This window comes from Achromobacter sp. SLBN-14 (genome assembly GCF_006715415.1).
GTDB classification, from domain to species: Bacteria; Pseudomonadota; Gammaproteobacteria; order Burkholderiales; family Burkholderiaceae_B; genus Achromobacter; species Achromobacter mucicolens.
Map to the genome: position 1 here is coordinate 2,612,977 of NZ_VFNE01000001.1, position 19,661 is coordinate 2,632,637.

A 19,661-nucleotide genomic window follows, 5' to 3' on the forward strand; every position below is an offset into this window, starting at 1 on the left:
AACTCTTTTTAGGCACATCATGCACATTCCGCCCGAAGATTCGTTGATCGAATATCCCAGCGACTTTCCCATCAAGGTCATGGGCAAGCACCATCCCGACTTTGCGCAGACGCTGACCGAGGTCGTATTGCAGTTCGATCCGGCATTCGACGCCGCGACCGTCGAAATGCGCCCCAGCAAGGGCGGCAACTATCTTGGCCTGACCTTCACCGTGCGCGCGACCTCGCGCGAGCAGCTCGACGCGCTGTACCGGGCGCTGCATGGTCATCCCATGGTGTCCATCGTCCTGTAAGGCAAGACCGCTGTGATCAAGTGGCTCGCGCGGCCGGTGGACTACCTGCCGGTCTGGCAGGACATGCAGGCGTACACCAGTCAGCGCGACGCCGGCACGCCAGATGAAATCTGGCTGTGCGAGCACACGCCGGTCTACACGCTGGGCCAAGCGGGCCGGCCGGAGCACGTGCTCAACCCCGGCAACATTCCCATCGTGCATTGCGACCGCGGCGGTCAGGTGACCTATCACGGCCCCGGGCAGGTCATGGCCTACGCGCTCTTTGACCTGCGCCGCGCCGACATGTACGTGAAGGAATACGTGGCGCTGCTGGAATCGGCCGTCATCGACACGCTCGCGCAGTTGGGCGTGGGCGGGGCCTGTCGCAAGCCCGGTGCGCCGGGCGTCTATGTGCCGCATCCCGAAGGCGGTGAGCTGGCCAAGATCGCCGCGCTGGGCATCAAGATCCGCAACGGGCGGGCCTATCACGGCGTCTCGCTCAACGTCGACATGGATCTAGCGCCCTTCCTGGGCATCAATCCGTGCGGCTACGAAGGCTTGCGCACCGTCGATATGGCGGCCTGTGGCGTGCGGCGCTCTCCCACCGAAGCGGGCGATGCGCTGGCGCAGAATCTGGCGTACGCCTGGAATTGCCGAAGGAACGCATTGTGAAGACCTATACGGCCGCCGAGGTCGCCGCGACCACGCCCGAACAGCTGGCGCGCCTGCGAGAAACCGGGCCGGCCGAAGACTACGCCGCCTGGATCCGCGCGGCAGCCGAATTGGGGCTGACCGAGGCGCAGACGATCTACGGGCAGATGCTGCTGGACGGCGTGGGCGTCGAACGCCAACCCGCCGAGGGACTGTCGTGGTTCAAGCGCGCGGCGCACGCCGATCACCCCATGGCCATCAACATGGTGGGGCGCTGCTATGAAAACGGCTGGGGTGTGGCGGCCGACGATACGGTCGCGGCCTACTGGTTCCGGCGTGCGGCGGACGCGGGCCTGGATTGGGGCATGTACAACTACGCGCACATGCTGCGCACGGGCCGCGGCGGCGTCACGCAGAATCAGGCCGCGGCGCTGGCGCTGTACCAGCAGGCTGCTCAAGCCGGCCACGTGAAGTCGATTGGCGTGGTGGGCCGCTATCACGAAGCGGGCGATGTAGTCCCGCAAGACCTGGAACGCGCGTTCGACTGCTATCGGCGCTGCGCCGAGGGCGGCGATTTCCGGGGCATGTTCCACCTGGGCCGCATGCTGCTGTTGCAGGGCCGCAAGGAAGACGCCGTCGCGTGGCTCGTGCGCGTGCCCGAAACCGCCACGCAGGCGTTCCTGAAGGAAGCGAACGGCATGCTGCAGGACTGCGGCTTTCCTGCCCTGTACGAGGTCGCGGACTGACGCGGATCAGGTGCTGAGCCGCAGGTCCAGCGCCACATCGATCATGTCGCGCTGGCCCGCGCCGCGTTCGCCTTCCAGCCGGTCCAACAGCAGCTGACCGGCCCGCCGGCCCAGTTCGGCGGCGTCCACGCCCAGCGTGGTCAGGCCCTGCACCCACTGCACGGCGCTGCCGTCATCCGAAAACCCCAGCACGGCCAGATCCTGCGGCACCTGCAGGTCGCGGTTGTGCGCTTCCGACACGGCGGCGGCCGCCAGCAGGTCGGACGTGCAGAACACCGCATCGAAGATCGTGTTGGTGGCCAGCAAGCGCAGAAAAGCCATGCGGCCGTCGTTCATGTGCTGGACCTCGGGCTGCACGATGTCGGCGACCCGTTCCAGGCCCAGCGCGGCGGCGCTGCCGACGAAGCCTTCGCGCCGGGCGCGCTCCCAGGGCGTGTCGGCGCTGATGCAGGCGACGCGCAAGTGGCGCTTTTCGGCCAGGTGCCGCGCCGCCATGCGGCCGGCCTCGGCGTTGTCGATCGCCACGGCGCTGTCCAGCATCTGGGGCGAAAGGCTCCAGGTCTCGACGACCGGAACCTCCAGCGCGGCGAGCGTGGCGCGCAGCGCGGCGTTGTCCAGGGGACCGACGACGAGGGCGGCCGCTGGCCGCAGCGCTTCCAGCAGCGGCAGCGCCGCGGCGTCGTGCCAGGGCGCCGCCGCCAGGTAGTAGCCGGCGGGGGCCAGCCGCTCGCTGCACGCCTGGAGGGCGCGGGCGGTCGGGCCGGCATCCAGACGGGCGGCAATCACGGCAATCGGGGCGGGCGAGGGCAGGCAGGGCATGGCAAAAGACAGGAAATGCGTCAGGCCAGACGATAACCCAGGGCTGGGCATCGCCGGGGCGCGGGACGTTCCCGCGGCGGATCGGGCCGTGAGGGGTAAAATGCCTGTTTTCTCCCAGACCCGGCCGTCTTTGCGCGCCGGTCACGAAGGTGTCCCATGTCCACGCTCGCCGAGTCTCCTGTGCCCTCGAACGAATCCGCCGCCGCGCCTGCCGAGGCGGTCTACGATCCGACGCAAAAGCAGAAATCGCAGGCCAAGACGGCGCGCATTCCCATCAAGATCATTCCGGCCGAGCGCCTGAAGAAGCCCGAATGGATCCGCGTGAAGGCCGCCGCGCCCGGTTCGCGCTTCTACGACATCAAGCGCATCCTGCGCGAGCACAACCTGCACACGGTCTGTGAAGAGGCCTCGTGCCCGAACATCGGCGAATGCTTCGGCAAGGGCACCGCCACCTTCATGATCATGGGCGACAAGTGCACGCGCCGCTGCCCGTTCTGTGATGTGGGCCACGGCCGGCCCGATCCGCTGGACACCAAGGAACCCGAAAACCTGGCGCGCACCATCGCCGCCATGAAGCTGTCGTACGTGGTGATCACCTCGGTCGACCGCGACGACCTGCGCGATGGAGGCGCGGGCCACTTCGTGGACTGCATCACGCATATCCGCGAACTGTCGCCCACCACCCGCATCGAGGTGCTGGTGCCCGACTTCCGCGGCCGCCTGGACCGCGCGCTGACCATCCTGAACGCCGGTCCTCCGGACGTCATGAACCACAACCTGGAAACCGTGCCGCGTCTGTACAAGCAGGCGCGTCCGGGCTCGGACTACATGCACTCGCTGAAGTTGCTGGCCGAGTTCAAGAAGCTGCATCCCGAAGTGCCCACCAAATCGGGCCTGATGCTGGGCCTGGGCGAGACCGACGAGGAAATCCTGCAGGTGATGCGCGACATGCGCGAGCACAACGTGGACATGATCACGATCGGCCAGTACCTGCAGCCGTCCGAACACCACCTGCCGGTGCTGCGCTATGTGCACCCCGATACGTTCGCGATGTTCGAGCGCGAAGCGTACGCGATGGGGTTCTCGCATGCGGCGGTTGGCGCGATGGTGCGGTCTTCGTACCACGCCGACGAGCAGGCGCACGCGGCTGGCGTGAACTGATCGTCTGATCGGTCTGGGCGTAGCCTTGCGTGGCCGCGCCCGCTACGCCTGCGAAAAAAACTTCTCCACGCCGCAGGCCACGAGCGCATCCAGGCTCTCGTCCACATACGTGGTCCAGTCGGCCGGCGCAAAGCCGGTTGCCAACGCCAAGGCCGTCGTGTCCAGCCGTGAGTTGCGCGGCCGCGCGGCGTCTGCCGCATAGTCCGCCGACGCCACGGCGGCAATCTGCTCAGGTTTCAGCGTTAGATTGATGCCCCGCTTGCGGGCGCCCGCGACAAGGTACTGCGCGTACGCATGCCAGCTTGTGGAGCCGGCGGCCGCGACGTGATAAAGCCCCGACGGCAGCGCCCGCGCCTGATGCAGGGCGATGCAGCGCACCGTGGTTTGCGCGATCAGCGAAGCGGGCGTCGGCGTGCCGTGCTGGTCCGCCACGACATGTAGCGATGCACGCGTGCGGGCCAGGTTCAGGATCGTGCGAAAGAAATTGTGCCCGTGCAGCGAATGGATCCAGCTGCAGCGCAGCACCAGCGCCTGGCAACCGCTTGCCGCAATGGCGCGTTCTCCGGCCAGTTTGGTGGCGCCATACACATTGATGGGATTGGGCGCGTCGGCTTCGGTGTAGGGCCGCGCAAGCGCGCCGTCAAAGACGTAATCCGTGGAGTAGTGAACCAGCAGCGCGCCGCTGGCCGCCGCGTGCCTTGCCAGCGTGGACACGGCCACCGCGTTCACCTGGGCTGCCGCTTCGGGTTCGCGCTCGGCCTGGTCGACCGCGGTCCATGCGGCCGCGTTGACGATGATGTCCGGGCGATGCGCGTGCAGCACCGCGGTAATCGCCCCCTGGTCGCGCATGTCCAGGGCATCCCGGCCCAGCGCCGTCAGATCGCCCGCCGCCGGCAATACGGCCTGCAGCGCACGGCCCAGCTGGCCGTCCTTGCCCAATAACAGGATGCTTGGCATGAGGGCGGGCTCCGGAAGGCGCGAGGACAGGTCAGCGGCGCGCCTGCGCGCCGGCCCAGAAGGTGTCCTGCTGACCAAGATGCCGGTTGACGTAGCGAGCCAGCACGAACATCAGGTCCGAGAGCCGGTTCAGGTATTGCCTGACCGGCGCGTTGACGGCTTCGACGCCCGCCAGCGCCACCACGGCGCGTTCGGCGCGCCGGGCCACCGTGCGGGCCATGTGAGCCAGCGCCGCGGGCCGGGAACCGCCAGGCAGGATGAATTCACGCAGCGGCGGCAGCGCCGCGTTGTAATGCGCCAGGCGCGCATCCAGGTGGGCCACCTGTTCGTCCTTGACCGCCACGTGGCCGGGGATGCACAGCTCCGCGCCCATGTCGAAGAGGTCGTGCTGGATGGTGAGCAGGTCGGCGGCCACGTCCTCGGGCAGGGTTTCGGTCAGCAGCAGGCCGATGACGCTGTTCAGCTCGTCCACGTCGCCCAGGGCGGCGATGCGGGGGGCGTCCTTGGGGATCCGGGATCCGTCCCCCAGTCCAGTGGTGCCATCGTCACCGGTGCGGGTGGCAATGACGGATAAGCGGTTGGCCATGGTGATGTGATTCGGTGTGGTGAGAAGCGTGTAGTGAAAGAGGTAAGCGGCTTGCGTCCGACGGTAAGCGCGCGCACCGTGAACAGGGGCTGTCAGCAAACAACCGTCAGGATTGTTGCGCACTGGCAGCGGAACTGTTGCATTCGCGCAGTATCCTAGCACTGTAAAAAGCGGCAAGGCCGCCTCGGCGTCTTGCCCGCTCGGACCGCATAGGGAGGTTTCATATGGGTTTTAACCGCAAATACACAACGCCCATGGCCGTTGCCACCGCAATGGCCGTCGTCTCGCTGGCCACGCCCCTGGCGTTCGCGCAGCAGGCCGACGCCACGGGCGAGGTGCGGCGCGTGGACGCCGCTGCGGGCAAGGTCACGATCAAGCACGATGCCATCAAGGCGCTGGACCTGCCGGCGATGTCGCTGGTCTATCAGGCCGATCCGGCGTTGCTGGCCAATATCAAGGCGGGCGACAAGGTGCGCTTCACCGCCACGCGCAAGGACGGCAAGTACGTGGTGACGGCGATCTCGAACTGACGCCGGCCTAATGAAAAACCCCGCCGCAATCGCTTGCGGCGGGGTTTTTTGCGCCCGGTTGCGCCGGGGGCGGGATCAGAGCACGTAGCGCGCCAGATCCTGGCTGCTGGCGGCTTCGGCCAACTGCGCGTTGACGTAGGCGGCGTCGATCCTGACGTGCCTGTCCTGGCTGGAGGTCGCATCGAAGGACAGTTCGTCGAGCAGCTTTTCCATCACCGTGTACAGACGGCGGGCGCCGATGTTCTCGGTGGTTTCGTTGACCTCGAAGGCCAGCTCCGCCAGGCGGCGCACGCCTTCGTCGGTGAATTCGAGCTCGACGTCCTCGGTGGCCATCAGCGCCGTGTACTGCTTGGTCAGCGACGCATCCGTGTCGGACAGGATGCGCACGAAGTCTTCGGCCGTGAGCGATTCGAGTTCGACGCGGATCGGGAAACGGCCTTGCAGCTCGGGGATCAGGTCCGAGGGGCGCGACAGGTGAAAGGCGCCCGACGCGATGAACAGGATGTGATCGGTGCGGACCATGCCGTAGCGCGTGTTGACGGTGGTGCCTTCAACCAGCGGCAGCAGGTCGCGCTGCACGCCCTGGCGCGAGACATCGGCGCCGCCGGATTCCTGGCGGGCGGCGATCTTGTCGATCTCGTCCAGGAAGACGATGCCGTTCTGCTCGACGTTGGTGATCGCCACGCTGCGCAGGTCTTCTTCGTTGACGCGCTTGGCGGCTTCTTCGTCGACGATGAGCTTGAAGGCTTCGCGAACCTTCATCTTCTTGGGCTTTTTCTTGTCGCGCGCCATGCCCGCGAACATGCCGCGCAGCTGCTCGGCCATTTCTTCCATGCCCGGGGGCGTCATGACGTCCATTTGCGGCACGGTCTGGGCGACTTCGATTTCGATCTCAAGATCGTCGATCAGCCCTTCGCGCAGACGCTTCCTGAAGGTCTGGCGGGCGCTGTTGTCTTCGCCGCGCTGCGGTTCGCCCGAGGCGCCGCGGGGCGGAGGCACCAGCGCGTCCAGGATGCGGTCTTCGGCGGCGTCCTCGGCCTGGGTGCGCACGCGGCGCATTTCCAGCTCGCGGGTCTGCTTGATGGAGTATTCGGTCAGGTCGCGGATGATGGTGTCCACGTCGCGGCCCACGTAGCCGACCTCGGTGAACTTGGTGGCTTCGATCTTGATGAACGGCGCGTTGGCCAGCTTGGCCAGGCGGCGCGCGATCTCGGTCTTGCCGACGCCGGTCGGGCCGATCATCAGGATGTTCTTGGGATGGATTTCGTGGCGCAGGGGCTCGGCGACCTGCTGGCGGCGCCAGCGGTTGCGCAGCGCCACGGCGACCGCGCGCTTGGCGCGGTTCTGGCCGACGATGTACTTGTCGAGTTCGGAGACGATCTCTCCGGGCGTCATGTTGGATGCGGACATGAGGGCGGGTCCTTGAAGCTAGGGCGGGCTGGGAGGGCGCCGCGGCGCAGGCTGCGCCGCGTGGCGGGCGTCAGTCGCCCAGCGTTTCGATGACGTGGTTCTGGTTGGTGTAGATGCACAGGTCGCCGGCGATCTCGAGCGATTGCTTGATGATCGTCTCGGGCGGCAGGTCGGTGTTGCGCAGCAGCGCGAGGGCGGCCGACTGGGCGTACGCGCCGCCGGAGCCGATGGCGGCCAGGCCGTGCTCGGGTTCCAGGACGTCGCCATTGCCGGTGAGCACCAGCGTGTGCTCGGCGTCAGCCACGATCAGCATGGCTTCCAGACGGCGCAGGACGCGGTCGGTGCGCCAGTCGCGGGTCAGTTCGACCGCGGCGCGCATCAGGTTGCCCTGGTGCTTTTCAAGCTTGGCCTCGAAGCGTTCCTGCAGCGTGAACGCATCGGCGGTGGCGCCGGCAAAGCCAGCGAGGATCTTGTCGTGGTAGAGGCGGCGGATCTTGCGGGCAGTGCCCTTGATGACGATGTTGCCCAGGGTGACCTGGCCATCGCCGCCCAGCGCGACGCGGTTGCCGCGGCGCACACACACGATGGTGGTGGCGTGAAATTGTTCCATGCGTTCCTTCCTATGAAAAAGTTAGCTGGGGGCGGTCGCGGGGATATCAAGGTCTGGGGACTTCATGCGCCCCGGGGACGATAAAAAAGGCCATGCGCGGAAACCGGCACGGCCTTTCAGGGGACGGAGCGAATGCGGGACGGGTCAGTCGCCGTACAGCTTTTGACGCATCTCGCGGCGTTCCTGCGCTTCGAGCGACAGGGTGGCCGTGGGTCGGGCGAGCAGGCGAGGGATCCCGATGGGCTCGCCCGTTTCTTCGCACCAGCCGTATTCGCCGCTGTCGATGCGGGCGATGGATTGCTGCACCTTCTTGAGCAGCTTGCGCTCGCGGTCGCGGGTGCGCAGTTCCAGGGCGTGCTCTTCCTCGATGGTGGCGCGGTCGGCGGGATCGGGCACGAATTGCGTTTCACGCAGGTGCTCGGTGGTCTCGCCGGCGTTGGCCAGAATGTCCTGCTCGAGTTGTTTGAGCCGTTCCTTGAAGAACGCCAATTGGCGGTCGTTCATATAGTCGGACTCGGGCATGGCCAGCAATTCCTTCTCGCTGGGCAGATCAATCGCCGTATCGCTCGTCGACTTGCTTGATTTTTTGGTTGCTGCCTTGGTAGCCATGTAAACACTCCACTATGAATCGATCCTGGCGCGGGCGTCCGTCCCGGTCCGTGTTACTTGTTGCCTACGCTATCCGTACCTCACAGTACTGCCTTCGTCGCATCGCGTCACGCAGGAATGGGGATTACCCCGCCAGGCACTGCTCCAAGCCCCGGGTAAAAATCTCCTGGGGCAGCTTTCGTCCGATGAACACCATCTTGGTGGACGGTTTTTCGGCCGCGGTCCACGGCTTGCCGGGTTCGGCGCCCATCATCATGTGCACACCCTGGAACAACATGCGGCGGTTGATGCCCTTCATGTACAGGATGCCCTTGTAGCGCATCAGGTCGGGGCCATAGACCTGCACGACGCCGCCCAGGAATTCCTCAAGGCGCGCGGGATCGAACGGCTTGTTGGAACGGAACACGAACGCGCCGATTTCGTCGTCGTGCTTGGGGTGGTGATGATGGGCATGATTGCAGTGCGCGCCGCATTCGCCGTCGTGGTCATGATCGTGACCGTGGTCATGGCCGTGGCCGTGATCATGGTCGTGATCGTGCCCGTGGGCATGGTCGTGCGCGGCGTCCGGATGCTCATCGGCCAGGAACTCCGGGTCGATGTCCAGAATGGAATTCAGGTTGAAGCCGCTGATGTCGATGATGGACTTGAGGTCGACGTCGCCGAAGTTGACGGCGGTGATCGGCGCGCGCGGGTTCATGTGAACCAGGCGGTGGCGCAGCGCTTCGTAGTCGACTTCGTTGACCAGGTCTTTCTTCGAGATCAGGATGCGGTCGGCGAAACCGACCTGCTTCTGGGCTTCGGGTTGTGCGTCGAGCGTGGCCATGCCGTGCTTGGCATCGACCACCGTGACCACCGCGTCCAGGCGGTAGTACTCGGCGATGTCGTCATCCATGAAAAACGTCTGGCACACGGGGCCGGGGTTGGCCATGCCGGTGGTTTCGAGGATGACGCGTTCGAAATTCAGGTCGCCGGCTTCGCGCTTGGCGCGAAGGTCGGACAGCGTGCGCATCAGGTCGCCGCGCACCGTGCAGCAGACGCACCCGTTGGACAGTTCGATGATTTCTTCGTCGCTGTCCTGCACGAGCAGGTCGTTGTCGATGCTTTCCGGCCCGAATTCGTTTTCGATGACCGCAACGCGGCGGCCATGGAATTCGGTCAGGATGCGTTTGAGCAGGGTGGTCTTGCCCGCACCGAGGAAGCCGGTGAGGATGGTGACGGGAACCATTTTGTCCAAACTGCGCGGGGTATTCATGGCGAAGCTGCTAGCGTGATGTCAGGGGCGTGAAACACGGCGCCTGACGGGGTTTTCAGTCCCTGCCGGAGATGTCTGCCACAGGCTGCGACAGCCGCCGATAGCGGCCGGACGCAGGATTACAGCACAGTCGGGGGCAGGGGGCAAACCCCGGGCCAACCCGGGGGGCCGTGGCCGCCAGATGGCAGCCGTACGCCGTCAAGTATGGGGCGATACCCCTATTTTGGGGCGGTTTGCGGGGTTTCAAGGGCGCATGGATACGCAAGCAGTAACCGGGCTGAAACGTTCCGCCCAGTCGGGCGCATCCAACGGATGAAACGAAAGGGGGAAGATCCCCGTTCAGTGGTGATGGTGGTGGTGACCCGCGTCGGCCGGCTGCGTCTTTTGGCACTGCGGGCACAGGGCGCGGATCTCGGTTTCGTGCGTGGCCAGCGCATAACCCGTCTGGGCGACGCGTTCGGCCAGCTGCCGGCTCATGGCCGGGTCGGAGACTTCGGCGACGGCGCCGCAACCGGTACAGACGACGAGCAGGTCGTGCGGCGCGCCGCCGGCGTCGTGGCAGGCGCTCCAGGCATTGACGGCGTCCAGGCGGTGTATCAGGCCTTCGTCCATCAGGAAGTCCAGCGCACGGTACACCGTGGGTGGCGCGGCGCCGGGGTGAACGGCGCGCATCGCGTCCAGCAGCTCGTAGGCCTTCAGGCTGCGGCCATGGCGCAGCAGGAGTTCAAGGACCTTGCGGCGGATGGGGGTCAGGCGGCGTCCGCGCTGCGCGCACAGCGTTTCGGCGACGCTGAGCTGAGCGCCTACGCTGTCGTTGCGGGGTGGACGGGACGGTGCGGACATGGCGGGCTTTATCTGAATGGAAAGCGCGCGCGCGATGCGCGCGCGAGATGCCTGGAAGGTAGCAGAAAACCCCTGGGTCCGGGAACTGGCAGGCGGGCTAGTCCAGTTTAGTTATGATATAACATAATAAAACCATCGCTGTTCCTTTACGCTGCCGTTTTCCGCTGTTGCCTGCCATGTCCCATTTCACGCTCCTGCCCCCGCGGTCCGGCGCCGCGCCCGGCCGGCGCGCGCCCGCCCGATCCGCATTTCTTGTTTCCGCATGGCGCCGCATGGCGTATGCCGCGGTGGCCGCCGCCGTGCTGTGGGCGCTGACCGGCTGGGCGCTGGACTGGTGGACGCTTGAGGGGTGGCTGCGATGACGGCGGCGCCCATCACCGTCGAGCTGGCCGACGCCTCGTTCGGCTGGTACGGGCGGCCCGCGCTGCGCTCGGTCTCGGGCAGTTTCGCGCCGGGCGGCATGACCGCTGTGGTCGGCCCGAACGGCGCGGGCAAGTCCACGCTCATCAAGGGAATCATGGGCGTTCTGCGCCCGATGACGGGCAGCGTGCGCATCCAGGGCGCCGGGCGGTCGGCGCTGGCGTGGCTGCCGCAGGCGGCGGAACTGGACCGGTCGTTTCCCACCACGGTCCTGGACCTGGTGGCCATGGGCGCCTGGCGACGCGTGGGCGGATGGCGCGGGTTCGGCGGCGAGGAGCTGGATTGCTGCATGCAGGCGCTGGAAACCGTCGGCCTGGCCGATGCCGCGGACCGGGGCGTGGACACGCTGTCGGGCGGGCAGATGCAGCGCGCCCTGTTTGCGCGGATGCTGGTGCAGGACGCGCCGGTGCTGCTATTGGATGAGCCTTTCGCGGCCGTGGACAGCCACACGGCCGAGGACCTGATGGCCCTGCTGTGCGGCCTGCATGGACAGGGCCGCACCGTGATCGCGGTGCTGCACGATCTGGACCTGGTGCGCGATCACTTTCCGGAATGCCTGCTGCTGTCGGGCTCGGTGGTGGCGTGGGGCGACACTGCCGCGACGTTGAGCGAGGCCCACCTGAAGGCGGCCCGGCAGCGGCAGGCGGGAGCCTGGTCATGACGCTTGCACAGTGGCTGGTGTCGCCGTTCCTGGACTACGGCTTCATGCGGCGCGCGCTGGCCGGCGCCTGCGCGCTGTCGCTGGGCGCGGCGCCCTTGGGCGTTTTTCTCGTATTGCGGCGCATGAGCCTGATGGGCGACGCGATGTCGCACGCCATCCTGCCAGGTGTGGCCGCGGGCTTTCTGATGGCGGGCCTGTCGCTGGGCGCGATGATGCTGGGCGGCATCGCCACCGGCCTGGCCGTGGCATTGCTGGCCGGGCTGGTGGCCCGGCTGACGCCGCTGCGCGAAGACGCCAGCTTTGCCGCCTTCTACCTGATCTCGCTCGGGCTGGGCGTGCTGCTGGTGTCGCTGCGCGGCTCCAACATGGACCTGCTGCACGTGCTGTTCGGCACGGTGCTGGGGCTGGACGACGCGGCGCTGCTGCTCGTGACGGCCACGGCCAGCGTGACCTTGCTCGTCCTGGCGGCAATCTACCGGCTGCTGGTCGCCGAATGCCTGGACCCGGGGTTCCTGCGCGCCAGCGGCGGCATGGGCGGCCTTGTGCACATGGGCTTTCTGGTGCTGGTGGTCGTGAACCTGGTGGCGGGCTTTCAGGTGCTGGGCACGCTGATGGTGGTGGGAATCATGATGCTGCCGGCCGCCGCGGCGCGGTTCTGGGTGCGCAGCGCGGCCCGGCAGATTCCGCTGTCGGCGGCGATCGGCGTGGCGTCTTCCGTGGCCGGGCTGCTGGTCTCCTATCACTTCGACGTGCCGGCCTCGCCCGCGATCATCCTGGCGGCCGGCGCCTGCTATCTGTTTTCCATCGTGGGCGGCCCGCAGGGCGGGCTGCTGCGGGCAACGCGCCGCGCGCGACCTGCCTGAGACTTCCTAAGGAGATTGACCATGCGTTCGATTCTGCCGGCCCGCCGCCGCGCACTGCTGGCCCTGGCGGGCGCCTGCCTGACGGCCGTCCTGGGCACTGCACAGGCGGCTGAGCCGTTGAAGGTGGTGGCCAGCTTTTCCATCCTGGGCGACATCGTGCGGGAAGTCGGCGGCGCCGACATCAGCCTGACCACGCTGGTCGGCCCCGACGGCGACGCGCACGGCTACGAGCCCACGCCGGGTGATGCAAGGAAGCTGGCCGAGGCGCGCGTGCTGGTGGTCAATGGCCTGGATTTCGAGACCTGGCTGCCCAAGCTGACAAAGGCGTCCGGCTTCGCGGGACAGACGGTGACGGCGTCCCAGGGCGTCGCGCCGCGCAAGTTCGCCGGGCATGGCGAAGAGCATGACCATGGGCATAAGGACGACCACAAGGGCGACCATGACCACGACCACGATCACGACCACGACCACGAGCCGGGCCATCATCATCACCACGGCGACGCCGATCCGCATGCCTGGCAGAGCCTGGCCAACGGCGTGATCTACGCGCGCAATGTGGCCAACGGCCTGGCGGCCGCGGACCCCGCGCATGCGCAGGCCTACCGCCAACGCGCCGACACGTATATCGCCAAGCTGCAGGCGCTGGACGCCAGCGTGCGCAAAAGCTTCGATGCCATTGGCGCCGACCGGCGCAAGGTTGTGACCTCGCACGACGCGTTCGGTTATTTCGGCGACGCCTATGGCGTGACGTTCATCCCCGCGATGGGCGTGTCGACGGACGCCGAGCCGTCGGCGCGCGAGGTGGCCGCGATCATCGAACAGGTGCGGCGCGACAAGGTGCCGGCGGTGTTCGTCGAGAACATCAGCAGTCCCAAACTGGTCCAGCAGATTGCCCGCGAGACCGGCGCCAAGGTGGGTGGTACGCTCTACTCCGATGCCCTGTCCAAGCCCGGACAGCCGGGCGCCACCTATCTGGAAATGTTTGAATGGAACGCACGCCAGCTTGCCGCGGCCTTGCAACCCTGAGCGCCGTGGCGGCGCTGCTGACGGCGGGCGCCGCCAACGCGCACCCGCATATGTGGATCGACGCGCGCGCGCAGATCGATGTCGATGCCGAGCAGCGCATCACCGCCGTGCGGCAGGTGTGGCGGTTCGACGAAATGTTCGGCGCCTATGCGACGCAGGGCCTGAAAAAGGGCAAGGACGGATCCCTGCCCGCCGCGACGCTGCAAGGCATGGCGCAGGACTGGATGAAGGCGCTGGGCGAACCGATCTCCCACTACTTCACGCGGGTCACGGTCAACGGCAAGAGCGCGGCATTCGCCGCGCCGCGCGACGCCCGCGTCGACTGGAACCCCAAGACCACGCGGCTCACGCTGTCCTTCACGTTGCCGCTGGCCGAGCCCGTCGCGCCGGGCGCGGGCGGCGCGCAAGTGGACATCTACGACCCCACCTATTTCGTGGCCTACGCATTTGACGAGAAGGGCGCGGTGTCGCTGGGCGGACCGCAGGGCGCGGCCTGCACGGCCGACTATCGCAAGCCCAAGGAACTGGATTGGAAAACCATGCAGGAACTGGCCGCGATCCCGGCCGACCCGGACGCCTTGCCGGACGAACTTTTTGCCATCACCAAGGGGCTCACGCACCGCATCGAGGTGCGATGCCCGTAAGCCGGCCGCAACGCGCGCTGGCGGTCGTTCTGCTGCTGATGCTGGGCGGCATGTCGGCAGCCGCCGCGCAAGGCGCGCATCCGTTCGGCGTACCCGAAAGCGGGGGCGGGCTGGCAGGGCCCGGCTGGCTGTCCAGCTTCTTTGGCAGCGTGTCCGTCTGGCAGTCGCATTTCTACCGGCAACTGACGGGCGCGGTGCGCGCCTGGCAGGCGGACGGCGGCGCGGCGTGGGCCTTGATGGGCCTGTCCTTTGCCTATGGCGTCTTTCATGCGCTGGGGCCTGGCCACGGCAAGGCGGTGATCTCATCCTATGTACTGGCCAACCGCCAGACGGCGCGCAACGGGGCGCTGCTGGCCTTGGCGTCGTCACTGATCCAGGCGCTGGTGGCGATTGTGATGGTGGCGGTGCTGGCGGTCGTGTTCAACGCCACCGCGGCCACCATGAACGAAGCCACGCGCTGGCTGGAGCTGGCTTCGTATGCGCTGGTGACGCTGTTGGGCGTGTGGCTGGTGTGGATCAAGGCGGTGAGACCGCTGCTGCGGCGGGCCGGCGCGCGTGGGCGGGCGCATGATCACGAACATGCGCATGATCACGAACACGCACAGGCACACGCACATGCGCATGCACATGCACATGCATACGCGGAGGCCCACTCCCATCATCACGGCCACGACCACAACGACCATCACCACGATCACGACTGCGGTTGCGGACACGCGCATGTGCCCGCGCCCGAGCAGGTCGCCGGTCCGCTGAACTGGCGGCGCGCGTGGTCCGCCATCCTGGCGGTGGGCCTGCGGCCGTGCAGCGGGGCGTTGATCGTGCTGGTGTTCGCGCTGTCCCAGGGCTTTTTCATGGCGGGCGTGGCGTCGGCGCTGGCGATGGGATTGGGCACGGGGCTGACCGTGGCGGCGCTGGCTTGCCTGGCTGTCGCCGCCGGGGGCGCCGCCACGCGCCTGGGCAGCCGCATGTCCAGCGCGGGCGCGGCATGGCTGCGTTATGGCATCGAGGCGCTGGCGGCGATTGCCGTGCTGTTGCTTGGGGTGATGCTGCTGGGCGGCATGGTCGCCGCGGGCGGCTAGCGGTCGATGACGGGCAACTCGCGGCGTGGCCCGCGGGTGTCAGGACTTGCGCCCGGCGCGTGGATGCGCCTGGTCGTAGGCCTTGGCCAGATGCTGGAAATCGAGCCGCGTGTAGATTTGCGTGGTCGAGATGTTGGCGTGGCCCAGCATCTCTTGCACGGCGCGCAGGTCCTGCGCGGACTGCAACACGTGGCTGGCAAAACTGTGGCGCAAGACGTGAGGATGCACATGCGTGGGCACCCCGGCCGTCTGCGCGATGCGTGCGAGCTGCAACTGCACCACGCGCGGCGAAATGCGGCGTCCGCGTGCGCCCAGAAACAGCGCGGCAGCGTCTTCGGGCAGCGGCGAGGGCGGCGCGAGCTGCGGACGCACCTCGATCCACTTGCGCAGCGCGGCCATGGCCTGCTGGCCTACCGGCACCGAGCGGCGCTTGCCGCCCTTGCCCAGCACCACGACCTCGGCCTCGTCCGGATTCAGCCAGCCGCGCGACTCGTAGTCGGCAGTGCGCGTGTAGCGCAGGTCCAATCCCACCAGCTCCGACAGGCGCAATCCACTGGAATATAGGAGTTCGAACATGGCCTGGTCGCGCAGGGCGGCCGGTTCGGTGGCGACCTGGGCCGGCGCGCTGTCCAGCAGGGCCTGGGTCTGCTCGACCGACAGCGCCTTGGGCAGGCCGCGGGGCGCCTTGGGTGCGCGCACGCCCGCGACGGGATTGCCAGCCAGCTCGGCGGCCGGCGCCCACCATTGGTAAAAGCCGCGCCAGGCCGCCAGCGTGCGCGCCAGACTGCGCGGGCCGCGGCCCTGCGCATGCAGGCGCGCCACGAATTGGCGGATGTGGCCGTTGCCGAGCTTGTCCAGCGGCAGGCCGGCCTTGTCGGCGAGTTCGCGCAAAAAGTGCAGTTCGCGCCGGTAGCCATCCAAGGTATGGGGCGAGTACCGGCGGTTGGTCTCCAGATGGCGCAGCCAGGCGCTCATCGGATCGGGCAGGGCGGGCGGATTGGCGTTCGGCTCGGTGTCGCGCATCGCGTTGTCCTTGTCCGCCCCGGCAGCCTTACGCCTTGGGCGAGGCCGGATTCAGCCGATGCAGCGCGGCCGACGCGAGCTGGGCGATCGACTCCAGGAACGTCGTGCCCATTTCGGGCGTGAAACGTTCGGGGTCGTCGGAGCCCAGCACCAAGAGGCCCACGGCCGGGCCGTCGGCTTCCAGGCGCAGGGGCACCAGTGCCAGCGACTTGGGCTTGGCGTCCAGCCAAGCTACCGCTTCGAAGGCGGTGTCCGTGCCGACATAAGGCGTCTTCAGGCTGTCGGTGAAGGTGCGCACGTCTTCGGAGACGGGCTCGCCGTAGCCTTGATTGGGCAATTCGGACAGGTTCCACAGGCGCAGCGCCACGTGGTTCAGTTCGAATTGCTCGGCCAGGCCCAGCGCAATTTCGCCCGGCACCAGCTGCGGATCGCATTCGGACAACAGGCGGCAGCACCACTTGGCCACGTGCGAACCGATGGTCTCGTTGGCGGAGGCGTTGCGCACCAGTTCATTCAGGCGCCATTCCAGTTCACGGGTGCGCTCGCGCAGCGTGAGGATCTGGCGTTCGCCCAGCGAGATGGCGCGCGAGCCGTGAGGGTGCGGCACCTGCAGGGTGGCGAAGACGTCGGCGTGTTCGTCGAAGAAACCGGGGTTTTCTTGCAGAAAGGCTGCGATGTCCTGGGCGGTGAAAGCGGTATCGGTCATAGGGGTTATCGGTTCAGCGCCATGGAGAAGACGAGCTTGTCGATGTCGACCTGGCCCGTGAAGACGGATTCGGCCGGGCCGGTCATGCGCAGTTGTTCGCCGTTCCAGGCGACGGTCAGCACACCGCCGCGCGTTTGCACGCGCACGGGCGAATCGAGCAGGCCGCGGCGGATGCCGGCCGCGACTGCCGCGCAGGCGCCCGTGCCGCAGGCCAGCGTTTCGCCGGCGCCGCGTTCGAAGACGCGCAGGCGGATGTTGTGGCGGTCAACAACCTGCATGAAGCCGGCGTTGACGCGGCGGGCAAAGCGCGGATGGGTTTCGATCAGCGGGCCCAGCACGGCGACGGGTGCGGTGTCGACGTTCTCGACGACCTGAACGGCGTGCGGATTGGAGATGGCAACCGCCGACACGGCGACCACGCGCGGCAGGCCGGCGGGCGCGTCCAGGTCCAGTTCCCAGACGGTGTCCTGGCCCTGCGTGGCCGAAGGCAGGCCGGCGGTGTCAAAGGGCAGCGCGGCCGGGTCGAAACGGGTGCTGCCCATTTCGACGGTGACCTGCTCGTCGTCGCCTTCGTCCAGGACCAGGATGCCCGTGGCGATTTCCGCGCGCAGCGGGTTGCGGTCGGACAGGCCTTGCTCGTGCACGAAGCGCACGAAGCAGCGGGCGCCGTTGCCGCAGTGTTCGACCTCGCTGCCGTCGGAATTGAAAATGCGATAGCGGAAGTCGGCGTCCGGCCGCGTGGCGCGTTCGACCAGCAGGATCTGGTCGGCGCCGATGCCGAAGTGGCGGTCGCCGAGCGCGCGCGCGCGCTCGGGCGTCATCTCGATGGTTTGGCGAACGCCATCGAGCACAACGAAATCGTTGCCCGCGCCGTGCATTTTGGTGAAGTTCCAGTTCATCACCGGATTATCGCCCATTCTCGCGGCGCGGCGAGCGACGGCGGTCAGTACAGCTTGGGCTCGCCTTCGGGGCGGGTCTTGAAGCGGCGGTGGACCCAGTAATACTGGCTGGGGCAGCGGCGCACCCAGCTTTCGAGGTCGCGGTTCAGGCGCGCGGTGGCCGCTTCCAGGCTGTCGCTGCCGGGGAAGTCTTCAAGCGGCGGCAGCACGTCGACGTGGTACTTGCCGGTGTCCGGATTCCAGAATCCCACGATCGGCAGGACCGCGGCGTTCCATTTCTGGGCAAGCTGGGCCGTGGCGAGCAGCGTGGCGGCGGGCACGCCGAAGAACGGCACGAAGACCGAACCCTGCCGGCCGAAGTCCATGTCGGGCAGGTAGTAGACGGGGCGGGGCGCGCGCAGATGCCGGATCAGGTCGCGCACGCCGTCCTTGCGGCTGACGAGGAACACTTCATTGAAGCGCGCCCGCCCGGCGGCCACGACGGCGTCGATGTGCGGATCGCTTTGGGGCGTGTACATGGTGGCCGCGCTGGGCACTTCCATGGTGAGGCGGGTGGCGGCCGCGTCCAGCGCAATGAAGTGCGGCGCAAGCAGGATGACGGCGCGGCCTTCGGCGGTCAGCGCATTGATGCGGTCGGCGCCCGTCTGCGTGACCATGTCCTTGATGGCGTCGGGCGTGCCATACCAGAGCACGCCGCGGTCGACGATGGACTGCGCCAGCGCCCGGAAGTGGTCGGCCACCCATTGTTCGCGCACGGCCTCGGGCTGGTCGGGAAAGCACAGTTCCAGGTTGCGGCGCACGATGCGCGCGCGCGACTTGGCCAGCCGGGGCGCTAGCCAGCCCAGCACGGCGCCGATGCGCAGGCGCGTCGACGGCTTGATACGGCCGAACCATTTCAGCAGGGAGACCAGCGTGCGCGTTTTTTTATCGTTCATGGATGCGGAATGAGACCGGGCGGCGGGATCGGCGGAAAGGCTCAGGCGGCCGGGGGCGGCGGTTCGGCGCCGGGCGCCGGCGTGGCGCCGCGCGGGGTCTTGTAGCGGTTGTAGCTCCAGAGGTACTGGTCGGGGCAGCGGCGGATCAGCGTTTCCATTGCGGCGTTGATGAGCGCGGCCTGGGCCTCGGGCTCGGCCGGCAGCGGCTCGGGCACCCGGACGTAGTGGATGCGCCAGCCGCGGCCCTTGGGCAGGCGTTCGCCGGCGGTGAGGATGATGGGGACATTGGTCTGCGACGCGAGCTTGCCGGGCAGTGTCATGGTGTAGGCCAGGCGTCCGAAGAAGGGCACCCACACGCCGTCGCCCACGCTGGGGGCCTGATCGGGCAGCATGCCGACGGATTCGCCGCGGCGCAACGCGCGCACGAATTCGCGCACGCCCTGCATGTTGGCGGGCACCGCATTGACGGCCGAGCTGTTGCGCGCCGTTTCCAGCAGCGGCGCCAGCGCTTGCTTGCGCGGGGGGCGGAACATCACCGTCATGGGCATCTGGCGGGCCAGATAGCGGGCGGTGATCTCGAAGCAGCCCAGGTGCGGGGTCAGAAAGAGAATGCCCCTGTTTTCGGCGCGGGCGGCGGCGACGACGTCGTCATCGTCCGAAACCACCTGCGCCAGGCTTTCCTGGTTGCGGAACCAGACGCGGGGATTTTCCAGGATCATCGCACCGGCTTCGGCCGCCGCGCGCCGCGCGAACGCCGCGCCGGGGTAGCCGGCCTGCGCCGCATTGGCCTGCAGGCGCCGCCGGTATTTGCCCGGCAAGGCGTAGATGGCGCGTCCCGCGAACCGCCCGATCGCATGCGCGACGGGGAGCGGCAGGGCGGCAAAAAGTCGGAACAGGGGCAGCAACATGCTTCAAAAGGTTGAAATCGGGCAGGGTAATACCGCTGATCGAGGCATA

At 67.5% G+C, this 19,661-nt stretch carries 24 protein-coding genes; 11 read left to right on the top strand and 13 right to left on the bottom strand.

Annotated features, from left to right (window positions below; translation table 11 throughout):
* Nucleotides 1-19: 19 nt before the first annotated feature.
* The 3 genes from FBY20_RS11945 to FBY20_RS11955 are packed head-to-tail and all read left to right on the top strand — an operon-like array spanning nt 20 to nt 1,668.
* Nucleotides 20-292, top strand: a complete 273-nt coding sequence (locus FBY20_RS11945) for a YbeD family protein (RefSeq protein ID WP_056327226.1) — start codon at nt 20-22, stop codon at nt 290-292.
* Nucleotides 293-304: 12 nt separating this feature from the next.
* On the top strand, nt 305-943 hold the full coding sequence (gene lipB, locus FBY20_RS11950; RefSeq protein ID WP_142052308.1) for a lipoyl(octanoyl) transferase LipB: 639 nt from the start codon (nt 305-307) through the stop codon (nt 941-943).
* Nucleotides 940-1,668, top strand: a complete 729-nt coding sequence (locus FBY20_RS11955; RefSeq protein ID WP_056327229.1) for a tetratricopeptide repeat protein — start codon at nt 940-942, stop codon at nt 1,666-1,668. The genes lipB and FBY20_RS11955 overlap by 4 nt, the downstream gene beginning before the upstream one ends.
* Before the next feature lie 6 nt (nt 1,669-1,674).
* On the opposite strand, the gene FBY20_RS11960 is transcribed toward FBY20_RS11955, so the two are convergent.
* Nucleotides 1,675-2,487, bottom strand: a complete 813-nt coding sequence (locus FBY20_RS11960) for a LacI family DNA-binding transcriptional regulator (RefSeq protein WP_142052310.1) — start codon at nt 2,485-2,487, stop codon at nt 1,675-1,677.
* Between the two features lie 156 nt (nt 2,488-2,643).
* Between FBY20_RS11960 and lipA the strand changes: the two genes are divergently transcribed.
* A complete protein-coding gene (gene lipA / locus FBY20_RS11965) occupies nt 2,644-3,648 on the top strand; it encodes a lipoyl synthase (protein ID WP_056327233.1) in 1,005 nt (334 codons plus the stop codon).
* Nucleotides 3,649-3,690: 42 nt separating this feature from the next.
* Here lipA and rfbD read toward each other — a convergent pair whose 3' ends face one another.
* Together rfbD and FBY20_RS11975 are read right to left on the bottom strand one after the other, a co-directional pair.
* Entirely contained in the window at nt 3,691-4,605 is a 915-nt protein-coding gene (gene rfbD, locus FBY20_RS11970) for a dTDP-4-dehydrorhamnose reductase (RefSeq protein WP_056327235.1), read from the bottom strand.
* 31 nt (nt 4,606-4,636) lie between these two features.
* On the bottom strand, nt 4,637-5,191 hold the full coding sequence (locus tag FBY20_RS11975) for a cob(I)yrinic acid a,c-diamide adenosyltransferase (protein WP_056327237.1): 555 nt from the start codon (nt 5,189-5,191) through the stop codon (nt 4,637-4,639).
* A 224-nt stretch (nt 5,192-5,415) separates the two neighbouring features.
* Between FBY20_RS11975 and FBY20_RS11980 the strand changes: the two genes are divergently transcribed.
* Nucleotides 5,416-5,721, top strand: a complete 306-nt coding sequence (locus FBY20_RS11980) for a copper-binding protein (RefSeq protein WP_056327239.1) — start codon at nt 5,416-5,418, stop codon at nt 5,719-5,721.
* A 75-nt stretch (nt 5,722-5,796) separates the two neighbouring features.
* Here the strand turns inward: FBY20_RS11980 and hslU are convergent, their stop codons facing one another.
* The 5 genes from hslU to FBY20_RS12005 form a co-directional block, all read right to left on the bottom strand.
* On the bottom strand, nt 5,797-7,131 hold the full coding sequence (gene hslU, locus FBY20_RS11985; protein WP_056327241.1) for an ATP-dependent protease ATPase subunit HslU: 1,335 nt from the start codon (nt 7,129-7,131) through the stop codon (nt 5,797-5,799).
* A 70-nt stretch (nt 7,132-7,201) separates the two neighbouring features.
* Nucleotides 7,202-7,741, bottom strand: a complete 540-nt coding sequence (hslV, locus tag FBY20_RS11990; protein ID WP_056327243.1) for an ATP-dependent protease subunit HslV — start codon at nt 7,739-7,741, stop codon at nt 7,202-7,204.
* Between the two features lie 144 nt (nt 7,742-7,885).
* Entirely contained in the window at nt 7,886-8,350 is a 465-nt protein-coding gene (gene dksA, locus FBY20_RS11995; protein ID WP_056327244.1) for an RNA polymerase-binding protein DksA, read from the bottom strand.
* Between the two features lie 124 nt (nt 8,351-8,474).
* Nucleotides 8,475-9,602, bottom strand: coding sequence for a GTP-binding protein (locus FBY20_RS12000; RefSeq protein ID WP_056327246.1), 1,128 nt, complete (start codon nt 9,600-9,602; stop codon nt 8,475-8,477).
* A 339-nt stretch (nt 9,603-9,941) separates the two neighbouring features.
* Entirely contained in the window at nt 9,942-10,445 is a 504-nt protein-coding gene (locus FBY20_RS12005) for a Fur family transcriptional regulator (RefSeq protein WP_056327248.1), read from the bottom strand.
* Between the two features lie 176 nt (nt 10,446-10,621).
* Between FBY20_RS12005 and FBY20_RS12010 the strand changes: the two genes are divergently transcribed.
* From FBY20_RS12010 to FBY20_RS12035, 6 genes are read left to right on the top strand one after another with little or no spacing between them, the layout of a single operon-like run.
* Entirely contained in the window at nt 10,622-10,807 is a 186-nt protein-coding gene (locus FBY20_RS12010; protein ID WP_142052313.1) for a hypothetical protein, read from the top strand.
* Nucleotides 10,804-11,526 (top strand): metal ABC transporter ATP-binding protein, encoded by a 723-nt coding sequence (locus FBY20_RS12015; protein WP_142052317.1) that lies wholly within the window; start codon nt 10,804-10,806, stop codon nt 11,524-11,526. Before FBY20_RS12010 ends, FBY20_RS12015 begins: the two co-directional genes overlap by 4 nt.
* Entirely contained in the window at nt 11,523-12,389 is an 867-nt protein-coding gene (locus FBY20_RS12020) for a metal ABC transporter permease (protein ID WP_142052320.1), read from the top strand. Before FBY20_RS12015 ends, FBY20_RS12020 begins: the two co-directional genes overlap by 4 nt.
* 21 nt (nt 12,390-12,410) lie before the next feature.
* Nucleotides 12,411-13,415, top strand: coding sequence for a metal ABC transporter solute-binding protein, Zn/Mn family (locus tag FBY20_RS12025; RefSeq protein ID WP_142052323.1), 1,005 nt, complete (start codon nt 12,411-12,413; stop codon nt 13,413-13,415).
* Nucleotides 13,376-14,059, top strand: a complete 684-nt coding sequence (locus FBY20_RS12030; protein ID WP_128829606.1) for a DUF1007 family protein — start codon at nt 13,376-13,378, stop codon at nt 14,057-14,059. The genes FBY20_RS12025 and FBY20_RS12030 overlap by 40 nt, the downstream gene beginning before the upstream one ends.
* A complete protein-coding gene (locus FBY20_RS12035) occupies nt 14,050-15,141 on the top strand; it encodes a nickel/cobalt transporter (RefSeq protein ID WP_142052326.1) in 1,092 nt (363 codons plus the stop codon). Before FBY20_RS12030 ends, FBY20_RS12035 begins: the two co-directional genes overlap by 10 nt.
* 39 nt (nt 15,142-15,180) lie before the next feature.
* Here the strand turns inward: FBY20_RS12035 and xerC are convergent, their stop codons facing one another.
* The 5 genes from xerC to FBY20_RS12060 are packed head-to-tail and all read right to left on the bottom strand — an operon-like array spanning nt 15,181 to nt 19,612.
* The gene (gene xerC / locus FBY20_RS12040; RefSeq protein WP_142052329.1) at nt 15,181-16,164 is read right to left on the bottom strand and encodes a tyrosine recombinase XerC; all 984 of its coding nucleotides are present in this window, start codon (nt 16,162-16,164) and stop codon (nt 15,181-15,183) included.
* 28 nt (nt 16,165-16,192) lie between these two features.
* Nucleotides 16,193-16,870, bottom strand: a complete 678-nt coding sequence (locus tag FBY20_RS12045) for a DUF484 family protein (RefSeq protein ID WP_056327261.1) — start codon at nt 16,868-16,870, stop codon at nt 16,193-16,195.
* Nucleotides 16,871-16,875: 5 nt separating this feature from the next.
* Nucleotides 16,876-17,787: a diaminopimelate epimerase gene (gene dapF / locus FBY20_RS12050; protein ID WP_056327263.1), complete on the bottom strand. Its 912-nt coding sequence runs from the start codon at nt 17,785-17,787 to the stop codon at nt 16,876-16,878.
* Between the two features lie 26 nt (nt 17,788-17,813).
* Entirely contained in the window at nt 17,814-18,704 is an 891-nt protein-coding gene (locus tag FBY20_RS12055) for a lysophospholipid acyltransferase family protein (protein WP_056327266.1), read from the bottom strand.
* Nucleotides 18,705-18,745: 41 nt separating this feature from the next.
* Nucleotides 18,746-19,612, bottom strand: coding sequence for a lysophospholipid acyltransferase family protein (locus tag FBY20_RS12060; RefSeq protein ID WP_062838878.1), 867 nt, complete (start codon nt 19,610-19,612; stop codon nt 18,746-18,748).
* Between the last annotated feature and the right edge of the window lie 49 nt (nt 19,613-19,661).

What these genes read in the sequence shown, in the direction of transcription:
- FBY20_RS11945 (WP_056327226.1), top strand. Translation starts at nt 20, where the DNA reads ATGCACATTCCGCCCGAAGATTCGTTGATCGAATATCCCAGCGACTTT.
- FBY20_RS11960 (WP_142052310.1), bottom strand. Translation starts at nt 2,487, where the DNA reads ATGCCCTGCCTGCCCTCGCCCGCCCCGATTGCCGTGATTGCCGCCCGT.
- lipA (WP_056327233.1), top strand. Translation starts at nt 2,644, where the DNA reads ATGTCCACGCTCGCCGAGTCTCCTGTGCCCTCGAACGAATCCGCCGCC.
- rfbD (WP_056327235.1), bottom strand. Translation starts at nt 4,605, where the DNA reads ATGCCAAGCATCCTGTTATTGGGCAAGGACGGCCAGCTGGGCCGTGCG.
- FBY20_RS11975 (WP_056327237.1), bottom strand. Translation starts at nt 5,191, where the DNA reads ATGGCCAACCGCTTATCCGTCATTGCCACCCGCACCGGTGACGATGGC.
- FBY20_RS11980 (WP_056327239.1), top strand. Translation starts at nt 5,416, where the DNA reads ATGGGTTTTAACCGCAAATACACAACGCCCATGGCCGTTGCCACCGCA.
- hslU (WP_056327241.1), bottom strand. Translation starts at nt 7,131, where the DNA reads ATGTCCGCATCCAACATGACGCCCGGAGAGATCGTCTCCGAACTCGAC.
- hslV (WP_056327243.1), bottom strand. Translation starts at nt 7,741, where the DNA reads ATGGAACAATTTCACGCCACCACCATCGTGTGTGTGCGCCGCGGCAAC.
- dksA (WP_056327244.1), bottom strand. Translation starts at nt 8,350, where the DNA reads ATGGCTACCAAGGCAGCAACCAAAAAATCAAGCAAGTCGACGAGCGAT.
- FBY20_RS12000 (WP_056327246.1), bottom strand. Translation starts at nt 9,602, where the DNA reads ATGAATACCCCGCGCAGTTTGGACAAAATGGTTCCCGTCACCATCCTC.
- FBY20_RS12005 (WP_056327248.1), bottom strand. Translation starts at nt 10,445, where the DNA reads ATGTCCGCACCGTCCCGTCCACCCCGCAACGACAGCGTAGGCGCTCAG.
- FBY20_RS12010 (WP_142052313.1), top strand. Translation starts at nt 10,622, where the DNA reads ATGTCCCATTTCACGCTCCTGCCCCCGCGGTCCGGCGCCGCGCCCGGC.
- FBY20_RS12015 (WP_142052317.1), top strand. Translation starts at nt 10,804, where the DNA reads ATGACGGCGGCGCCCATCACCGTCGAGCTGGCCGACGCCTCGTTCGGC.
- FBY20_RS12020 (WP_142052320.1), top strand. Translation starts at nt 11,523, where the DNA reads ATGACGCTTGCACAGTGGCTGGTGTCGCCGTTCCTGGACTACGGCTTC.
- FBY20_RS12025 (WP_142052323.1), top strand. Translation starts at nt 12,411, where the DNA reads ATGCGTTCGATTCTGCCGGCCCGCCGCCGCGCACTGCTGGCCCTGGCG.
- FBY20_RS12030 (WP_128829606.1), top strand. Translation starts at nt 13,376, where the DNA reads ATGGAACGCACGCCAGCTTGCCGCGGCCTTGCAACCCTGAGCGCCGTG.
- FBY20_RS12035 (WP_142052326.1), top strand. Translation starts at nt 14,050, where the DNA reads ATGCCCGTAAGCCGGCCGCAACGCGCGCTGGCGGTCGTTCTGCTGCTG.
- xerC (WP_142052329.1), bottom strand. Translation starts at nt 16,164, where the DNA reads ATGCGCGACACCGAGCCGAACGCCAATCCGCCCGCCCTGCCCGATCCG.
- FBY20_RS12045 (WP_056327261.1), bottom strand. Translation starts at nt 16,870, where the DNA reads ATGACCGATACCGCTTTCACCGCCCAGGACATCGCAGCCTTTCTGCAA.
- dapF (WP_056327263.1), bottom strand. Translation starts at nt 17,787, where the DNA reads ATGGGCGATAATCCGGTGATGAACTGGAACTTCACCAAAATGCACGGC.
- FBY20_RS12055 (WP_056327266.1), bottom strand. Translation starts at nt 18,704, where the DNA reads ATGAACGATAAAAAAACGCGCACGCTGGTCTCCCTGCTGAAATGGTTC.
- FBY20_RS12060 (WP_062838878.1), bottom strand. Translation starts at nt 19,612, where the DNA reads ATGTTGCTGCCCCTGTTCCGACTTTTTGCCGCCCTGCCGCTCCCCGTC.